General features: G+C 58.8%; 16 protein-coding genes. All 16 read left to right on the forward strand.

Annotated elements, in window-relative coordinates:
- A partial coding sequence (locus tag U8U68_RS20245) for a DNA polymerase (protein WP_322204049.1) occupies positions 1 to 1480 on the forward strand: 1480 nt, incomplete at its 5' end.
- An 11-nt stretch (positions 1481 to 1491) separates the two neighbouring features.
- Positions 1492 to 2244 carry a phage antirepressor KilAC domain-containing protein gene (locus U8U68_RS20250; RefSeq protein ID WP_322204050.1) on the forward strand — a complete coding sequence of 251 codons (753 nt, stop codon included), beginning with the start codon at positions 1492 to 1494 and terminating at the stop codon, positions 2242 to 2244.
- Between the two features lie 2 nt (positions 2245 to 2246).
- Positions 2247 to 2642 carry a hypothetical protein gene (locus U8U68_RS20255; RefSeq protein WP_322204051.1) on the forward strand — a complete coding sequence of 132 codons (396 nt, stop codon included), beginning with the start codon at positions 2247 to 2249 and terminating at the stop codon, positions 2640 to 2642.
- Positions 2639 to 5002, forward strand: a complete 2364-nt coding sequence (locus tag U8U68_RS20260) for a virulence-associated E family protein (protein WP_322204052.1) — start codon at positions 2639 to 2641, stop codon at positions 5000 to 5002. Before U8U68_RS20255 ends, U8U68_RS20260 begins: the two co-directional genes overlap by 4 nt.
- A gap of 217 nt (positions 5003 to 5219) precedes the next feature.
- On the forward strand, positions 5220 to 5501 hold the full coding sequence (locus tag U8U68_RS20265; protein ID WP_322204053.1) for a VRR-NUC domain-containing protein: 282 nt from the start codon (positions 5220 to 5222) through the stop codon (positions 5499 to 5501).
- Complete coding sequence (locus U8U68_RS20270) at positions 5482 to 6828, forward strand: SNF2-related protein (protein ID WP_322204054.1); 1347 nt, start codon at positions 5482 to 5484, stop codon at positions 6826 to 6828. The genes U8U68_RS20265 and U8U68_RS20270 overlap by 20 nt, the downstream gene beginning before the upstream one ends.
- Positions 6825 to 7316, forward strand: a complete 492-nt coding sequence (locus tag U8U68_RS20275) for a hypothetical protein (RefSeq protein WP_322204056.1) — start codon at positions 6825 to 6827, stop codon at positions 7314 to 7316. The genes U8U68_RS20270 and U8U68_RS20275 overlap by 4 nt, the downstream gene beginning before the upstream one ends.
- Positions 7317 to 7328: 12 nt before the next feature.
- Positions 7329 to 7694 carry a type II toxin-antitoxin system PemK/MazF family toxin gene (locus U8U68_RS20280; protein ID WP_322204058.1) on the forward strand — a complete coding sequence of 122 codons (366 nt, stop codon included), beginning with the start codon at positions 7329 to 7331 and terminating at the stop codon, positions 7692 to 7694.
- A gap of 89 nt (positions 7695 to 7783) precedes the next feature.
- Positions 7784 to 9172, forward strand: coding sequence for an NYN domain-containing protein (locus U8U68_RS20285; RefSeq protein WP_322204060.1), 1389 nt, complete (start codon positions 7784 to 7786; stop codon positions 9170 to 9172).
- A gap of 21 nt (positions 9173 to 9193) precedes the next feature.
- Entirely contained in the window at positions 9194 to 9829 is a 636-nt protein-coding gene (locus U8U68_RS20290; protein WP_322204062.1) for a hypothetical protein, read from the forward strand.
- 132 nt (positions 9830 to 9961) lie between these two features.
- Entirely contained in the window at positions 9962 to 10387 is a 426-nt protein-coding gene (locus U8U68_RS20295) for an HNH endonuclease (RefSeq protein WP_367575868.1), read from the forward strand.
- Positions 10388 to 10652: 265 nt separating this feature from the next.
- On the forward strand, positions 10653 to 11132 hold the full coding sequence (locus tag U8U68_RS20300; RefSeq protein WP_322204064.1) for an RNA polymerase subunit sigma-70: 480 nt from the start codon (positions 10653 to 10655) through the stop codon (positions 11130 to 11132).
- Between the two features lie 5 nt (positions 11133 to 11137).
- The gene (locus U8U68_RS20305) at positions 11138 to 12382 is read left to right on the forward strand and encodes a site-specific DNA-methyltransferase (RefSeq protein WP_322204074.1); all 1245 of its coding nucleotides are present in this window, start codon (positions 11138 to 11140) and stop codon (positions 12380 to 12382) included.
- 12 nt (positions 12383 to 12394) lie between these two features.
- Positions 12395 to 13243, forward strand: coding sequence for a phosphoadenosine phosphosulfate reductase domain-containing protein (locus tag U8U68_RS20310; RefSeq protein ID WP_322204066.1), 849 nt, complete (start codon positions 12395 to 12397; stop codon positions 13241 to 13243).
- Positions 13203 to 14867 carry a DNA cytosine methyltransferase gene (locus U8U68_RS20315; RefSeq protein ID WP_322204068.1) on the forward strand — a complete coding sequence of 555 codons (1665 nt, stop codon included), beginning with the start codon at positions 13203 to 13205 and terminating at the stop codon, positions 14865 to 14867. The genes U8U68_RS20310 and U8U68_RS20315 overlap by 41 nt, the downstream gene beginning before the upstream one ends.
- Positions 14868 to 14954: 87 nt before the next feature.
- Positions 14955 to 15736 (forward strand): virulence protein (locus U8U68_RS20320; protein ID WP_322204070.1); only part of this gene is annotated, 782 nt, incomplete at its 3' end.

The following is a 15736-nucleotide window of genomic DNA, read 5'->3' on the forward strand; positions in this document are numbered from 1 at the left end:
GTTTCCTTTGAGCCGGTTCCCGAAGGGGAGCTTTGAAAGGCTTGAGCCGTATGAGGGGAAACTCTCATGTACGGTTCTTAGGGGAGGCTCCGGCAGTAATGCCGGGGTCTTACCCGACCTGTACCGTTTAGACCAGGAGATCAACGACAGGGGCATCATGGTCGACCAGCGGCTTGCTGCTCAGGCTGTACGCTGTGATGCCGAGTTCAAGGCGAGGGCCACCGCCCAGGCCCAGCAGCTCACCGGGCTTTCCAACCCCAACTCGCTGGCCCAGGTGAAGGGCTGGCTGGCGGAGCGGGGGATCGAGGTGGACAGCCTCGACAAAAAGGCCATCAAGGGCCTTCTCCCCCAGGCCACTGGCGAGGTGCGGCAGATGCTGGAACTGCGGCTTCTGCTGGGAAAAACCTCAGTGAAGAAGTACGAGGCCATCCAGCGGTCAGTCTGCTCTGATGGCAGAGTTCACGGGCTGCTCCAGTTTTATGGTGCCAACCGCACAGGCCGCTGGGCCGGGCGGCTGGTGCAGGTGCAAAACCTCCCGCAGAACCACATTCCCGACCTGGCCCTGGCCCGGGGCCTGGTCAAGCGGGGCGAGTTCGACCAGGTGGAGATGCTCTACGACTCCACCCCCGGAGTCCTCTCGGAGCTGATCCGCACCGCCTTCGTCCCCAAGCCTGGGTTCCGCTTCATCGTGGCGGACTTCGCAGCAATCGAGGCAAGGGTGCTGGCCTGGTTCTCTGGGGAGCAGTGGCGGCTGGACACCTTCCAGCAGGGCGGCGATATTTACTGCGCCTCGGCCAGCAAGATGTTCCACGTCCCAGTGGAGAAACATGGCCAGAACGCACATCTCCGTCAGAAGGGCAAGATCGCGGAACTGGCCCTCGGCTACGGCGGCAGCGTGGGTGCGCTCACCTCCATGGGCGCACTGGACATGGGGCTGGCTGAGGAGGAGCTTCAGCCGCTGGTGGATCAGTGGCGGGGAGCCAACCCCCACATCGTGAAATTCTGGTGGGACGTGGATGCCGCGGCGATGAAGGCTTTCCGGGCCAAGACCGAGGTGCGGCTCGGTTCGCTGTGTTTCGCCTGCCGTTCTGGGATGATGTTTATTACCCTCCCCTCCGGGCGGCGGCTCTCCTATGTCAAGCCCCGGCTGATGCCAAACCGTTTCAATCGGGAGAGCCTCACCTATGAGGGTGTGGGCGAAAACAAGAAGTGGTCACGCATCGAGACCTACGGCCCCAAGCTGACCGAGAACATCGTACAGGCTACCTCACGCGACCTGTTGGCCCTCGCCATGCTCCGCCTGCGGAACGCCGGCTTCGAGATCGTCATGCACATCCATGACGAGGCCGTGGTGGAGGTGCCGGAGGGTGTGTCCTCCGTGGATGAGATTTGCCGCATCATGTCCGAGGCCCCGGCCTGGGCCGTTGGCCTCCCGCTCCGGGCGGACGGTTACGAATGTGAATTTTATCGAAAGGATTAGGTGTTTTTTAGATGAATGAACTTGTGAAAATCAACTATAGCGGCGGCGACCGCCCCACCGTCAGCGGTCGGGAATTGCACCGGGCTTTGCAGATCAGGACCGCATACAAAGACTGGTTTCCCCGGATGTGCGAGTACGGTTTTGCCGAAGGAGTGGACTTTAGCGCAATTTTGAGCGAAAGTACCGGCGGCAGGCCCAGCACCGACCACCAGCTCACCATCAACATGGCGAAGGAGCTGTGCATGATCCAGCGCACCGACATCGGTAAGCAGGTGCGGCAGTATTTCCTCCAGGTGGAGGCGGCATGGAACAGCCCGGACGCAATCATGGCGCGGGCCTTGCAGTTCGCCAATGACCGTTTGGCGATGCTGACCCAGCAGAACGCCGAGCTGACCGGCACCATTGCTGTTCAGAACCAGCAGATTGCGGAGCTGCAGCCCAAGGCCAGCTACTACGACCTGGTGCTGAACTGCAAGGACCTCATTTCCACCTCCGCCATCGCCAAGGACTACGGCAAGTCGGCGGTCTGGATGAACCGCTGGCTCCACGAAAAGGGTGTGCAGTTCAAGCAGGGCGACATCTGGCTTCTTTACCAGAAGTACGCCGAAAAGGGCTACACCAGCACTAAGACCCACAGCTACTCCGGCACCGATGGGGAGCCGCACACCAAGGTGCATACTTACTGGACACAGAAGGGCCGCCTGTTCATCTACGGCCTGATGAAAGAGGACGGCATCCTGCCGCTGATCGAAAGGGGGGCCTGACTATGGGTATCAGCAGATACAACTCGGAGGGGTATGCGGACCCCACCGCTTACGAGGCCATCCGCAACATTGAGTCCTTCCGGGTGGACCATCCCAATGGCTACATCGAGGTCAATATGGAGACCTTCTTCCCCTGCACGACCACCAAAGCGAAGAAACTGTTCCGGCTCGTCCGGGCCTACTGCTCCGAGGCGCAGCAGAAGGAGCTGCTGGCGGCACTGGTCCACAAGGCCAAGTCCTGCTTGGAGGAGGCCATGAGCATGGAAGGGTCCCTGGACGATCTGCCGTGTGACCCGAAGGAGTACCAGGAGCGGCTTCGGCGGTTCAAGGCCCTGACCCGGCAGCACACACAGCTCACTCGGAACATCCGTGACCTGACAGCGGGGAGGCAGCTATGAAAATCAAGGTATCTATCGGCAACAGCCGGATGGACAAAAAGTGGAGGCTGTCGGAAATGGAGCTGGACGAGTTCCGCGACCGCATCTTCCAGACCAAGGTGACCGCCGAGACATTGGCGGAGTTCAAGAAAATGCCCAAGGCCCAGCAGGATGCCATCAAGGACATCGGCGGCTTTGTCCTCGGCACTCTGAAGGGGGGCCGCAGGAAGAAGGACTGTGTGTTGACCCGCTCGGCCCTGTCTCTGGACATGGACTACGCCTCCCCGGAGGTCATAGAGCAGGTGGAGATGTTCTTCTCCTTCCGCTGCTACTTCTACTCCACCCACAAGCACACCCCGGAGGCCCCCCGGCTCCGGCTCATCATCCCCTTGTCCCGCGAGGTCGGGCCGGACGAGTACATGGCGGTGGCCCGGAAGGTGGCGGAGGAGATCGGCATCGAGCAGTTCGATGACACCACCTACGAGCCGAGCCGCCTGATGTACTGGCCCTCCACCTCCTCGGACGGCGAGTTCGTGTGTAAGGAGATCGATGGCGACCTGCTCGACCCGGATACCATCCTGGCAAAGTACACCGACTGGCACAATACGGCGGAGTGGCCTGTGTCCCGCCGCCAACAGATTATCGTGCAGCGGGAAATCAAGAAACAGGCCGACCCGCTGACCAAGGCGGGGATGGTCGGAGCATTCTGCCGCGCCTACTCCATCACCGCCGCCATTGACACCTTTCTCCCGGATGTCTATAAGCACAGTTCCATGCCGGGGCGCTACGACTACATCCCCGCCGATTCCCATGCCGGTGTGGTCATTTACGATGACTGCTTTGCCTACAGCCACCATGCCACCGACCCGGCCTGTGGTCGGCTGCTGAACGCCTTTGACGTGGTGCGGCTGCACAAGTTCGGCGCTCTGGACGGCAAGGCCGACCCGGACGATCCCCCCTCCAAGCTGCCCTCCTTCCAGGCCATGCAGGACTTCGCCGTCCAGGACACCCAGGTGAAGCTCCAGCTTGCCAAGGAGCGTCAGGCTGTGGCGGAGTCCGAGTTCTCCGCCCAGACCGGGGACGATTGGCAGACCGAGCTGGAGTTGGACAAGCGAGGCCGTGTGAAGGACACCCTCACCAACATCGCCGCCATCGTCCGCAACGATCCCAACCTCCAGAATATCGTCTACAACGAGTTCAAGGGCATGGTGGATGTGATCGGGCCGCTGCCCTGGAAGCAGGTGCGTCCCGGATGGAATGACGCCGACCTCGCCAACGCCAAGCTGTACTTCGAGCGGGTCTATGGCGTGTGGTCGCCCTCTAAGTTCAAGGACGCTCTGCTGGCGGTGGTGTCCGCCGAGCGGCTCTACCACCCGGTAAAGGAATATCTGAACGGCCTGACCTGGGACGGGACCGAGCGGCTGGACACCCTGCTGGTAGAGTACATGGGTGCCGAGGACACGGCCTACGTCCGGGCGGTGACCAGGAAAACTCTGTGTGCGGCGGTAGCGAGGATTTATGAGCCGGGGATCAAGTTCGACTCCATGCTCGTCCTCAACGGCCCCCAGGGAATGGGCAAGTCCACCTTCTACGCCCTGCTGGGCCGGGAGTGGTTCTCCGACTCCCTCTCCATTGCCGATATGCGGGACAAGACCGCCGCCGAGAAGCTCCAGGGCTACTGGATTCTGGAGATTGCTGAGATGAACGGCATCAAGAAGGTGGACGTGGAAACGGTCAAGTCCTTTCTCAGCCGGTCGGATGATAAGTTCCGGCAGGCATACGGCACCGTGGTGGAGAGCCATCCGCGCACCAATATCATCGTTGGCTCCAGCAACGCCGACCGGGGCTTTCTCCGGGATGTGACCGGCAACCGCCGCTTCTGGCCCGTCAATGTCACTGGCCTTGGGGCCAAGCATCCGTGGGAGCTGGCGGAGGTAGACCAGGTGTGGGCCGAGGCTCTGGAGCGGTACCGTGCCGGGGAGGAGCTGTACCTCAAGGGCGATGTGGCGGAGGAGGCTTACCAGGCCCAGCAGGATGCCATGGAGACCGATGACCGCGAGGGGTTGGTGGAGCAGTATCTGGAATGCCTTCTCCCGGAGAATTGGGCCAGCATGGACCTCTACCAGCGCAGGAGCTACCTGGGCGGAGGTGAGTTCTCCGGCTCTGCCGCCACCGGCACTGTGCGCCGGGAGCGGGTGTGCTGCATGGAGATTTGGTGTGAGTGCTTCGGCAAGGAACGCGAGAACATCAAGCGGACGGACTCCTACGAGATCGAGGGCATCCTCCAGAAGATCGGCGGCTGGGCCATCACCACTGAGAACAAGTTCGGCAAGACCCGGTTCCCTCTGTACGGGACGCAGAAGACCTTCGTGCGGGGATAGATTGCGTTTCTACTGTTTCCAGTATCACGGTAGAAACAAACACAGAAACAGGGAGAAAGTCAGTATCCACAGGGGTTTTCGGCTCCTTGTTTCTGTGTTTCTATCTTTCCTTATGGAGTATTGAAATAGATAAAAAGAAGTAGCGGAAACACGCCTATATGCGCGTATAGGGGTTTTGGAGCTAAGAAACACAGATAGAAACAGGAGGCCGGAAACAGTGAAGGAAAGTGCCATCGAGCGAAAGCTCGTCACCGAGGCAGTTAAGCGTGGGGGGCTGGCACCCAAATTCGTGTCACCCGGTTTGGATGGGGTGCCCGACCGCCTCCTGCTGTTCCCTGGTGGTAAATTGGCCTTCGTGGAGGTCAAGGCTCCTGGGGAAAAGCCCCGGCCCATCCAGCGCAGACGCATCGAGCAGCTTACCGCTCTGGGCTTCCAGGTGTACGTCCTGGACAGCAAAGAGCAGATTGGAGAGATTATGGATGAAGTACAAGCCTTATGATTATCAGACCTTCGCCACGAACTTCGTGCTGGAGCATCCGGCCTGCGGCCTGATCCTCGATATGGGCCTGGGCAAGAGCGTCATCACGCTGACCGCCCTCTGGTCTCTGCTCCTGGACAGCTTCGATGTGGGCAAGGTGCTGGTGGTGGCCCCCAAGCGAGTGGCGGAGAACACCTGGCCCACCGAGCTGAAAAAGTGGGAGCATCTGGACGGCCTCACCTGGTCGCTGGTGCTGGGCAGCGAGAAGGACCGCCGCGCCGCCCTACAGCGCAGGGCGAAGATTTACATCATCAACCGGGAGAATGTCACCTGGCTGGTTGACAACTACCGCTGGGATTTCGACACACTGGTCATTGACGAGCTGTCCTCCTTCAAGAGCAGCAAGGCGCAGCGGTTCCGGGCTTTGAAAAGGGTGCGGCCCCGTATCAACCGGGTCATCGGCCTGACCGGGACCCCGCAGCCCAACGGCCTCCTCGACCTGTGGCCCCAGATGTACCTTTTGGACATGGGCCAGCGGCTGGGCCGGTTCGTAGGTGGATACCGGGAGCGGTTCTTCCTGCCGGACAAGCGCAATCGGGAGGTCATCTACAGCTACAAGCCCAAGGAGGGCGCAGAGGAGAAGATCTACGAGTTGATCTCCGACATCTGCATCTCTATGAAAGCCGCCGACTACTTGGATATGCCGGAGCTGGTCGCCAGCAGGGTCGAGGTTCAGATGAATGCCAAGGAACAGAAGCTGTATGAGGGGTTCGAGCGGGATATGGTCCTCGATCTGAAGGACGGCGACCTGGATGCCGTGAACGCCGCCGCCCTCTCCGGCAAGCTGGTGCAGATGGCGAACGGCGCGGTCTATGGCGAGAACCGAAAAGTCCACCATATCCACGACCGAAAGCTGGATGCCTTGGAGGACATCATCGAGGCGGCAAACGGCAAGCCGCTCCTGGTGGCATATTGGTACAAGCACGACTTGGAGCGCATCCGCCAGCGGTTCGAGGTCCGCACCATCGACACCCCGAAGGACATCGCCGATTGGAATGAGGGTAAAATCCCTGTCGCCCTCATCCATCCCGCCTCTGCCGGGCACGGCCTCAACCTCCAGGACGGCGGGTCCACCATCGTATGGTTTGGCCTCACCTGGTCGTTGGAGCTCTACCAGCAGCTAAACGCACGGCTCTGGCGGCAGGGCCAGAAACACACGGTGGTCATCCAGCACATCGTGGCGGCGGGGACCCATGACGAGGACATCATGAATGCGCTGGAGAAAAAGGACATGAGCCAGACCGCTCTGATTGCTGCGGTCAAGGCCCGGATTGGAGGTGTCACATGAGTGAACGAGTGGAAAGGATGATCAAAGAGTACCCCAGCATGGTCATGGAGCGGGACTGCCTTCGGCACCAACTCGCCAACTTTCAAGGGATCACCGAGGAGGAGGTCATTGACTCCATGACCTTCTCCTCCCCGGAGGGGGAGCGCGTTCAGACCAGCAACATCACGGATAAAACGGCCTCCATCGCCATTTCCTTCCGTGACCGGGTCCACCGCATCAACCGGGATTGGATCGACCACCTGACCGTCAAGCTGCTGGCCTTGGAGGAGGAGATAGACTTTTTCCATTCGGCGATTCGGGCCATATCCCCGGAGCTGGCTCCGTTGATGTGGGATTTGACCGTGGAGCGGCTCACCTGGGATGCTGTGGAGGCAAAGCACCATGTGTGCCGGGCCACCATCGGAAAATATCGAAAAAAGGCCATCTGCGAGTTGGATGCACTCTACGCCGCCCATGACAAGGAGATGGCGGACTACATACTGCGATAGGAGGCAGCAGAAATGTGTAAAAGAGGGGACATTTACTTTGTGAACTGCGGATGCGACACCAGCAGCTCCTTGCAGTGCGGTGTGCGCCCGGTTTTGGTAGTGAGCAACGATGTGGCGAACGCCCACTCCCCCGTGGTGACTGTGGTGCCGCTGACTGGCCAGCTTCGGAAGAAGCGGTCGCTGCCGACCCATGTGCTGATCCCCTGCTCCAAGCGGCACGGCCTCACCCAGCCCAGCGTGGCCCTGGCGGAGCAGGTGACCTCTATGGACAAAAGCAAGCTGGTGGAGCGCCGGGGCCACATCAAGGATCACGGCATCATGGCGAGGGTCACCAAGGCTCTCCAAATCCAGATCGGGGCTGTGGACAAAGTTTATTAACTTGCTGACAGGGCCAAGCCTATGGTATACTGGTTCCGGCAAAAGCCTCGCTGCTACGGGCTTTTGCAAATAAAGCAGGAGGTATCATCATGGAAGCAGCAGTATTTGAACAGACGCATCCACCTACAGAAAAAATTCAGTACAAAGACAGTACATATGAGATCGTGTCAAAAGTCGCATACCTAATAGGTGTTCCATTTCGGATATTTGAGAATGAACACGAGTCGCCGCAAATGGCTGTCTATCAAAAGCTGGCGCAGGATAAAAACGCCAGAATTATCAGAAATTTATGTATCGTCCGAACTGACATCGAGCGAAACTTTAAAAAAATAAATGACAAAATGCGGATGGATTTGAAATCGATCATTTCTCTGCCGGAATATGTGTCAGCCTCTGCCATAAACGAATTGACGGCAGACGGCATCAACTTCATTAAAAAATCAAGCACGATGCTCTCCGGCCACATTGTGGAGATCAACCGCATTATTTCAGACCGCATCAACAATTGCAAACATCTTTTCCCGCTTTGGCTGGATTGGCAGTATGTGCGTGATCTTTTCATCATGCCGAACGGTCTGAGCGAGAAGGATACCAAGGATGCCGCAGTGGTGTATTATGAGAGCCTCTCATTTTACCCATATCAGATGTATATAAACTGGATTCCCCAAGATGAAGGGAACATTCTGTATAATGACAAAAAGTTCGTGACCCTCCTCTATCAGTGGCATAATGATGAGTTTACCGAGTACAGCAAGGTGTCCGATGCCGGTAGCTACGTCAAGGGAAACATCTACGACTACATTGCCGATAGCGAACAGGTGGTCGTAGTGGTCGATTGCGAGAATTCCGACCCCTACAAACTGAGTGCCACCCTTCGGCGGCTGAACCGTGAATATCTGGATAAAATCAAGACCATAATCCTCTTTGATGATGTCCACACCGCATCAGCTTGGAGCATCCTGGAGAAGTTCACCAGTATTCCTGTGGAACACATCACTATCGAGCGGATCAAGCAGAATAAGTCGCTGGTGGATATCAGGCTGACGGCGAGGGCCTGTCAGGAGCACTACGAGAATAAAATCGACTCCTTCATTATCGTTTCCAGCGATTCCGACTATTGGGGCCTTATATCCTCGCTGCCGAGGGCGCGGTTCCTGGTTATGATCGAACGGGAAAAGTGTGGTCCCGACATGAAAGCGGCATTGACGGATTCCGGGATTTTCTACTGCTACTTGGATGACTTCTATTCCGGCGATTCGGAAGAACTGAAGATGAACGCCCTGTTCCGGGAGATGCGCATCTACATGGAACAAGCTGTGAAGTTGAATGTCAACGCCATGCTGGACGATGCGCTCCGGGTCACCCGGATCACGATGCCCTCCTCGGAAAGAAAGCAATTCTATGACAAATACATCAAAACGCTCCAGCTTGTAATCAATGAAGCCGGGGATGTGTCCTTGGCAATCAAGGTCAAATGACAGAAAGAGAGGGTGCGCAACATGAGGATGCTATTCTGTAAAATTTCCTGCATGAAGTATTACAAGGGCCACTGCGATGCCGATGTGCCTCTGAATGGAGGCAAATACGTCCAAGAGCATGGATATGGGCACGAAGAGTTCAATTTCCTTCCCTGGCTCATGGAAGGTGAGTCAGAAGAAGAATGCCTGGGCTTTGTGGAGCCGAAATCTAACAAGGGCCGGAGGAACACGTTCCATATCGAAAACATCGAGGGCTGCGCCGCTTTGAAGGACGAGCCTTTTGTGGAGGATGTCCTTGTGGTCTGGTGCGCCACCCGGCAGCAGAAAGATATCACCGTTGTTGGCTGGTACAAACACGCTACGGTCTGGCGTGACCTGCAAGGCTTTATTGTTGAGTATGAAGATGGTACGGAAGAGGAGCGGTGTTTTAATATTCGGGCAAAAGCCTCGGACTGCGTGCTTCTCCCGGAAGGTGAGCGCAACCGGGCCAAGTGGTCGATCCCTTCGGCGCGTTATACACGAGCGTATGGTTTTGGGCAATCGATGGTCTGGTACCCCGTTGAGGAGGAGGCGAAGCCCTATCTGGCCAAACTGCTCGATAGCATTGATAGCTACAATGAGGAGAACTGGCTCCGCCGCTTCCTTCCAGAGGTGTGACCGCATACTAAGTGCATACTGACTTTTCATTTTCCATGTGCTATGATTAAAATCGCAAAGACTGTAGGGACCCGGAGGCGACCGCCTCCTGGGTCCTTTTCCTTTGCCGGACGCGGCTTACATCCTTTCCCCGTGTCCGTACATAGGAAAGGAGCGTGTGTTTATGAAACGTCAGAACACGGGCGGCGGTGGCTGACCATGCCGCGCCGACCCAACACCCCATGCAAGCACCCCGGCTGTGGTCGGCTGGTCCCCTACGGTGAGGCGTACTGCGAGGAGCATCGACCGCTCCACGCGCACGACACCAAGACCACCACCGAGAAGGGATACGGTCGCCGCTGGCAGAAGGCCCGCACAGCTTTCCTCCATGCGCACCCCTTGTGTGCCAGGTGCCAAGCGAAGGGCCAACTGGTCAAGGCCACTGTGGTCGACCACATCATTCCCCACCGCGGTGACCCCGAACTGTTCTGGGACACTGACAACTGGCAGCCGCTGTGCAAGCGATGCCACGACCAAAAGACTATGACGGAAGATCGCTACCAGGAGTTTCGGTACTGAGCCGCGGCCCCCAGGGGTGGTCCAAATCTCTACGGCCCTCCCCCTGCTGACCGGGGCGCCCTCTTTTGTGTTTTTTCGCAAAATTCGCCAGGGGGGACACCCCCGGAGCTGGGGCCGGAGTGGGCCAAGCCCCTCCGCACCATAGGTTTTCGCAAAATGGGCAGACCCCCGTTTTGCGAAAAAGTTCACCAATACTGCCGCTTGGGATGAAGTTTTACCTCTCCCCGGCGGCATTTTTCTTGCGCCAAGAAAGGATACCACAGCCATGACGGAATATCAGGAGAGTCAGATTCGCGGGCTGCGGATGCGGGGCGCGGGCTATAAGGCCATCGCCTCTGCTACCGGGCTTTCCCGCGACATCGTGCGCAACTACTGCAAGAGCCACGGCCTTGACGGGCTGGCTGCTGTGTTCACTATGAACATGAAGGAGCAGATCGAGAAGGGCCTCGCCTGCGCTGGTTGCGGCAGGCCGCTGGAGCAGCCGCGCACCGGCAGGCGGCGGCGGTTCTGCTCAGATCAATGCAGACGGCACTGGTGGGCAGCTCACCCGGAGCAGAGCGCACACAGTGCCGAGGCCACCTACCACGGCACCTGCGCCTACTGCGGACAGCCCTTTCAGTCCTACGGAAACCAGACCAGAAAATATTGCAGCCATGAGTGCTACATCCACGACCGCTTCTGGAGAGCGGAGGAAGGTCGGGAGCCGTATGCTTCTCCCCGGCTGCGTCAGGAGGATTCGTCATGAGTGAAATGCAATGGCAAACGCTCCCGCTCGGTCAACTGCGCCCCGCGGCCTACAACCCTCGGAAGGCACTCAAACCCAGCGATAAGGAGTATCAGAAAATCAAAAACTCCATCCAGGAGTTCGGCTATGTGGAGCCGATCATCGTCAACTACGACATGACGGTCATCGGGGGCCACCAGCGGCTGACCGTTTTGAAGGACCTCGGTTATACCGAGGCGCAGTGCGTTGTCCTCCACATCGAGGACGAGGCCAAGGTCAAGGCACTGAACATCGCCCTCAACAAAATCTCCGGCGAGTGGAACGAGCAGCTCCTCGCCGACCTGCTGGTGGATTTGCAGGACGCACAGTTTGACCTCGACCTCACCGGCTTCGAGGCCCCGGAGATCGACCAGATTTTCTCCAAGCTCCACAACAAGGACATCGAGGAGGACAACTTCGATGTGGTGGAGGAGCTGAAGAATCCGCCCTTCTCCAAGACCGGGGACATCTGGACGCTGGGCCGTCACCGCGTTCTCTGCGGCGACTCCACCCTCCCGGAGACTTTCAAGCTGCTCATGGAGGGCAAACGGACTAACCTCGTTCTGACGGACCCGCCCTACAACGTGAATGTGGAGGAAACGGCTGGCAAGATCAAAAACGACAATATGCCGGATGCCGACTTCTACAACTTCCTGTTCTGTGCCTTCGTGAACATGGAGCAGAACATGGAGAAGGATGCCTCCATCTATGTGTTCCACGCCGACACCCAAGGGCTGACCTTCCGGCGAGCCTTCGCCGATGCCGGGTTCTACCTTTCCGGCTGCTGTATCTGGAAGAAGAACGCCCTGGTTCTGGGCCGCTCCCCTTACCAATGGCAGCACGAGCCGTGTCTGTTCGGCTGGAAAAAGGGCGGGTCTCACCAATGGCATTCAGATCGCAAACAGACAACCATCTGGGAATACGACAGGCCCAAGTCCAGCAAGGACCATCCCACCATGAAACCCATTGCTCTGATGGCCTACCCCATCAAAAACTCCACCATGACCAACTGCATCGTCCTCGACCCCTTCCTTGGCTCCGGCTCCACGCTGATCGCCTGCCAGGAAACCGGGCGCATCTGCTATGGGGTGGAATTGGACGAGAAGTTCATGGATGTTATCGTCAAACGGTACATCGAGCAGGTCGGCTCCTCCGATGGGGTATCGGTGTTGCGGAACGGTGCCACCTACACCTACGATGAGCTGGTGGGTGAGGAAATCCCGCTGTTCTGAGGGGGTACGCAGATGGAAAAACCGATTTTCCGGGTCTGTAGTTTTTCTGGCGGGAAGGACTCGACCGCTATGCTCCTCCGGCTGCTGGAGGAAGGTGTGCCGGTTGATGTTATCCTTTTCTGCGATACGGGGCTTGAATTTCCTGCCCTCTACGACCACATTCGGAAGGTAGAGCGGAACATCGGCAGGGAGATTACCACAGTCAGATGCCCGGACGATTTCGAGTATCTGTTTGCGCATAAGCCCATCAATCGAAAACCCAGGTCGCGCAATGCTATGAAATACGGGACGGATCGTGACGGTTATAGCTGGGCCGGTCCAAAGCTGCGCTGGTGTACCGAAGTCCTCAAAAACCGCCCCAGGGAGCAGTACCTCCAGCGGCTCCGAGAGGAATACGAGGTGCTGGAGTACATCGGCATCGCCGCCGATGAGACCCACCGCATCAACCGAAAGTGCAACCAGAAGGATGGGGCGCGGCTCCCACTGGTGGAATGGGGCATGACGGAGGCCGACTGCCTCGCCTACTGTAAGGAGCGCGGCTACGATTGGGGCGGGCTTTACGAGAAGTTCCATCGCGTGTCCTGCTGGTGCTGCCCGCTCCAATCTCTGGCGGATTGCCGTGTGCTGTACCGGGATTTTCCCGACCTGTGGGAGCAGCTCAAGCGGTGGGACGCCATGACCTGGCGCTCCTTCAAATCGGACTACACTGTTTTACAACTGGAACAACGCTTTGATTTCGAGGACGAATGGCTGAAGGCCGGGAACCGCCTCGGGACCAAGGCGTTTTATTCTGCCCTGCGGGAAAGGCTGGTGGAGTTGGATGGAACAGAAAAACCCACTCACCCTCGGCAGCCTGTTTGACGGCTCCGGGGGATTTCCCTTGGGCGGGCTGCTGGCTGGCGTCACTCCAGTCTGGGCTTCGGAGATCGAGCCGTTCCCCATCCGGGTGACCACCAGGCGGTTCCCCACTATGAAACACTACGGCGACATTTCCCGGATGGATGGCGGGAAGATCGAGCCAGTGGACATCATCACCTTCGGCTCCCCCTGCACCGACATGAGCATCGCCGGGAAAAGGGCTGGGCTGGATGGCGCTCAGTCCTCGCTGTTCTATCAGGCCATCCGAATCATCCAGGAAATGAGGTGTGCCACCAATGGGAGATACCCGCGATGGATATGCTGGGAGAATGTTGTCGGTGCATTCAGTTCAAACCGGGGCTTCGATTTCAAAGCGGTCCTCGAAGCGGTCATCGGCATCAGCGAGCCGGGGGCCGAGGTGCCTATGCCTGAGAAAGACCGCTGGCCCTACGCCGACATTTACATGGGAGAGCGATGGAGCGTTGCGTACCGCACTTTTGATGCGCAACATTGGGGAGTCCCCCAGCGAAGACGCAGGGTCTACCTTGTCGCAGATTTTGCAGCCCGTGGTGCCGGAAGGGTACTATTTGAGTCCGAAGGCTTGTCGGGGTATTCTGCGGAGGGCTTCCGCTCGTGGCAAAGAGCTGCCAGAGGTTCTCCGGCTGGCTCTGGAGCGGCAGGCGGCATCTGCTTGAACGACCAAGGCGGCAGTCGGATGGACATTTCCCAGGGGGTGACCGCTACCCTCCGCGCCCAGGAGCATGGACATCCACCCTGCATCGTGGAACAGAATGGTGTGGTCTTTGAAAACCACAGCCAGGACACCCGGTATGTGGGGCCTCTGAACACGGCACCGACTGTGTCCGCCACCTACGGCGCCGGGGGCAACAACCAGCCCTTCGTGGTCGGCGAGGCCCCCACCCCCAAGACGCTGAAGATTCGCTCCGGCTGCGAGGGCGGCGGCAAGGGCGCACTCATCCAAGAGGACAAATCCGCCACCCTCTCTTGCAACAATGACCAGACTGTGTTTGTTCCCTGCCAGGACGCAGACGCGGCGGTTCGGGCCTTCAGCATCGGTGCCGCTTTCAGTGCCGGGATGCTTTCGGAAAACCCCCGTGCCGGTATCTATGAGGCAGACACCTCCCGGACACTCGACCAGGGCGGCGGCAATCCGGCCTGCAACCAGGGCGGCATCGCCGTGGTGGGAGGGCCAACCTACGCCATGACTCCTTGCACCTTCACTCAGATAGACAAGGAGAAGGCCCCCACTCTGAACGCACGGGACTACAAAGACCCTACCTTTGTCAACAGCGGCTACTATGTGAGAAGGCTTACCCCGACCGAATGCGCCAGGTTGCAAGGGTTCCCGGATTGGTGGTGTGCTGGCTTGGAAACGCCGGAGCCGACCGAGGCCGACATCGAGTCCTGGTCTGCCATCTGGGAAACACACCGAAAGCTGGTCAGCGGCTCCCCGCGGCCCAAGAGCCGGAACCAGATCGTCAAGTGGCTGAAGGCCCCCCACTCCGATTCCGCTGAATATAAAATGTGGGGGAACGGGGTTGCCTTGCCGAATGTGTTCTTTGTCCTGGCGGGCATTGTGTGGAGTACACAATTTGGCACAGAGTAATTTGTCACAGTTATGGTGGGAAACAACTTGCTATTCCGGGCCAGTAGAGCGAATATGGGACTACAATAAAACAAGGGGGTTTCCACCATGACAATCAACTACAACGTGACCGGCACCGAGCGCAAGCGCCTCGCCGACTACATTTCCGGCTTTATGGGTACGGACAAGAAGTACCTGGGCGCGCCGACCTTCGCCTACCAGATTGGCTACCTCACCGTCAGCAAGGATGGCGCGGTCAGCTTTGAGGATCGGGGCTACAACAGCGACATCGACGCGCTGATGGCGGAGCTGGAGGGCCAGGGCTTCCACACCGAGGACACCATCGCCAAGGCCGACACCACCGAGGCGGAGGCCAACAGCGGCGGGGATGCCGCCCAGCCGGACGAGGCCCAGGCCGGCACCGAGCCGGAGTCCGCTCCCGCCGAGGAGGGCATCACCCAGCCCCACGGCTTCGGCCTGACAGTCACCCTCCCCGCCGCCAGCCTGCCCTCCGAGGCACTGGACAACCTCACCAGCCTCCTCGCCGCCAAGGGACGGCTCATCCGCAAGGCCCTGGGTGTGGAGACCCTCCCGGTGGAGGTCAGCCCCGACACGGTCTCCTTCCCCTGGTTCGAGGGCCGGGACCTCGATGCTGATGAGGTCAAGACCTACACCCACCTGATCGCCGCCCTCTGCGATATGGCCCGGAGCCAGAAACGCATCACCGCCAAGGAAAAGGCCACCGACAACGACAAGTACGCCTTCCGGTGCTTCCTGCTCCGGCTGGGCTTTATCGGGGCCGAGTTCAAAGACGAGCGGAAAATCCTGCTCCGCAACCTCTCCGGCAACAGCGCGTTCAAGTCCGGCAGCAGAGAGGAGGTGGCCGACCA

The sequence above is a fragment of the Acutalibacter intestini genome, assembly GCF_034334985.1.
GTDB lineage: Bacteria > Bacillota > Clostridia > Oscillospirales > Acutalibacteraceae > Acutalibacter > Acutalibacter intestini.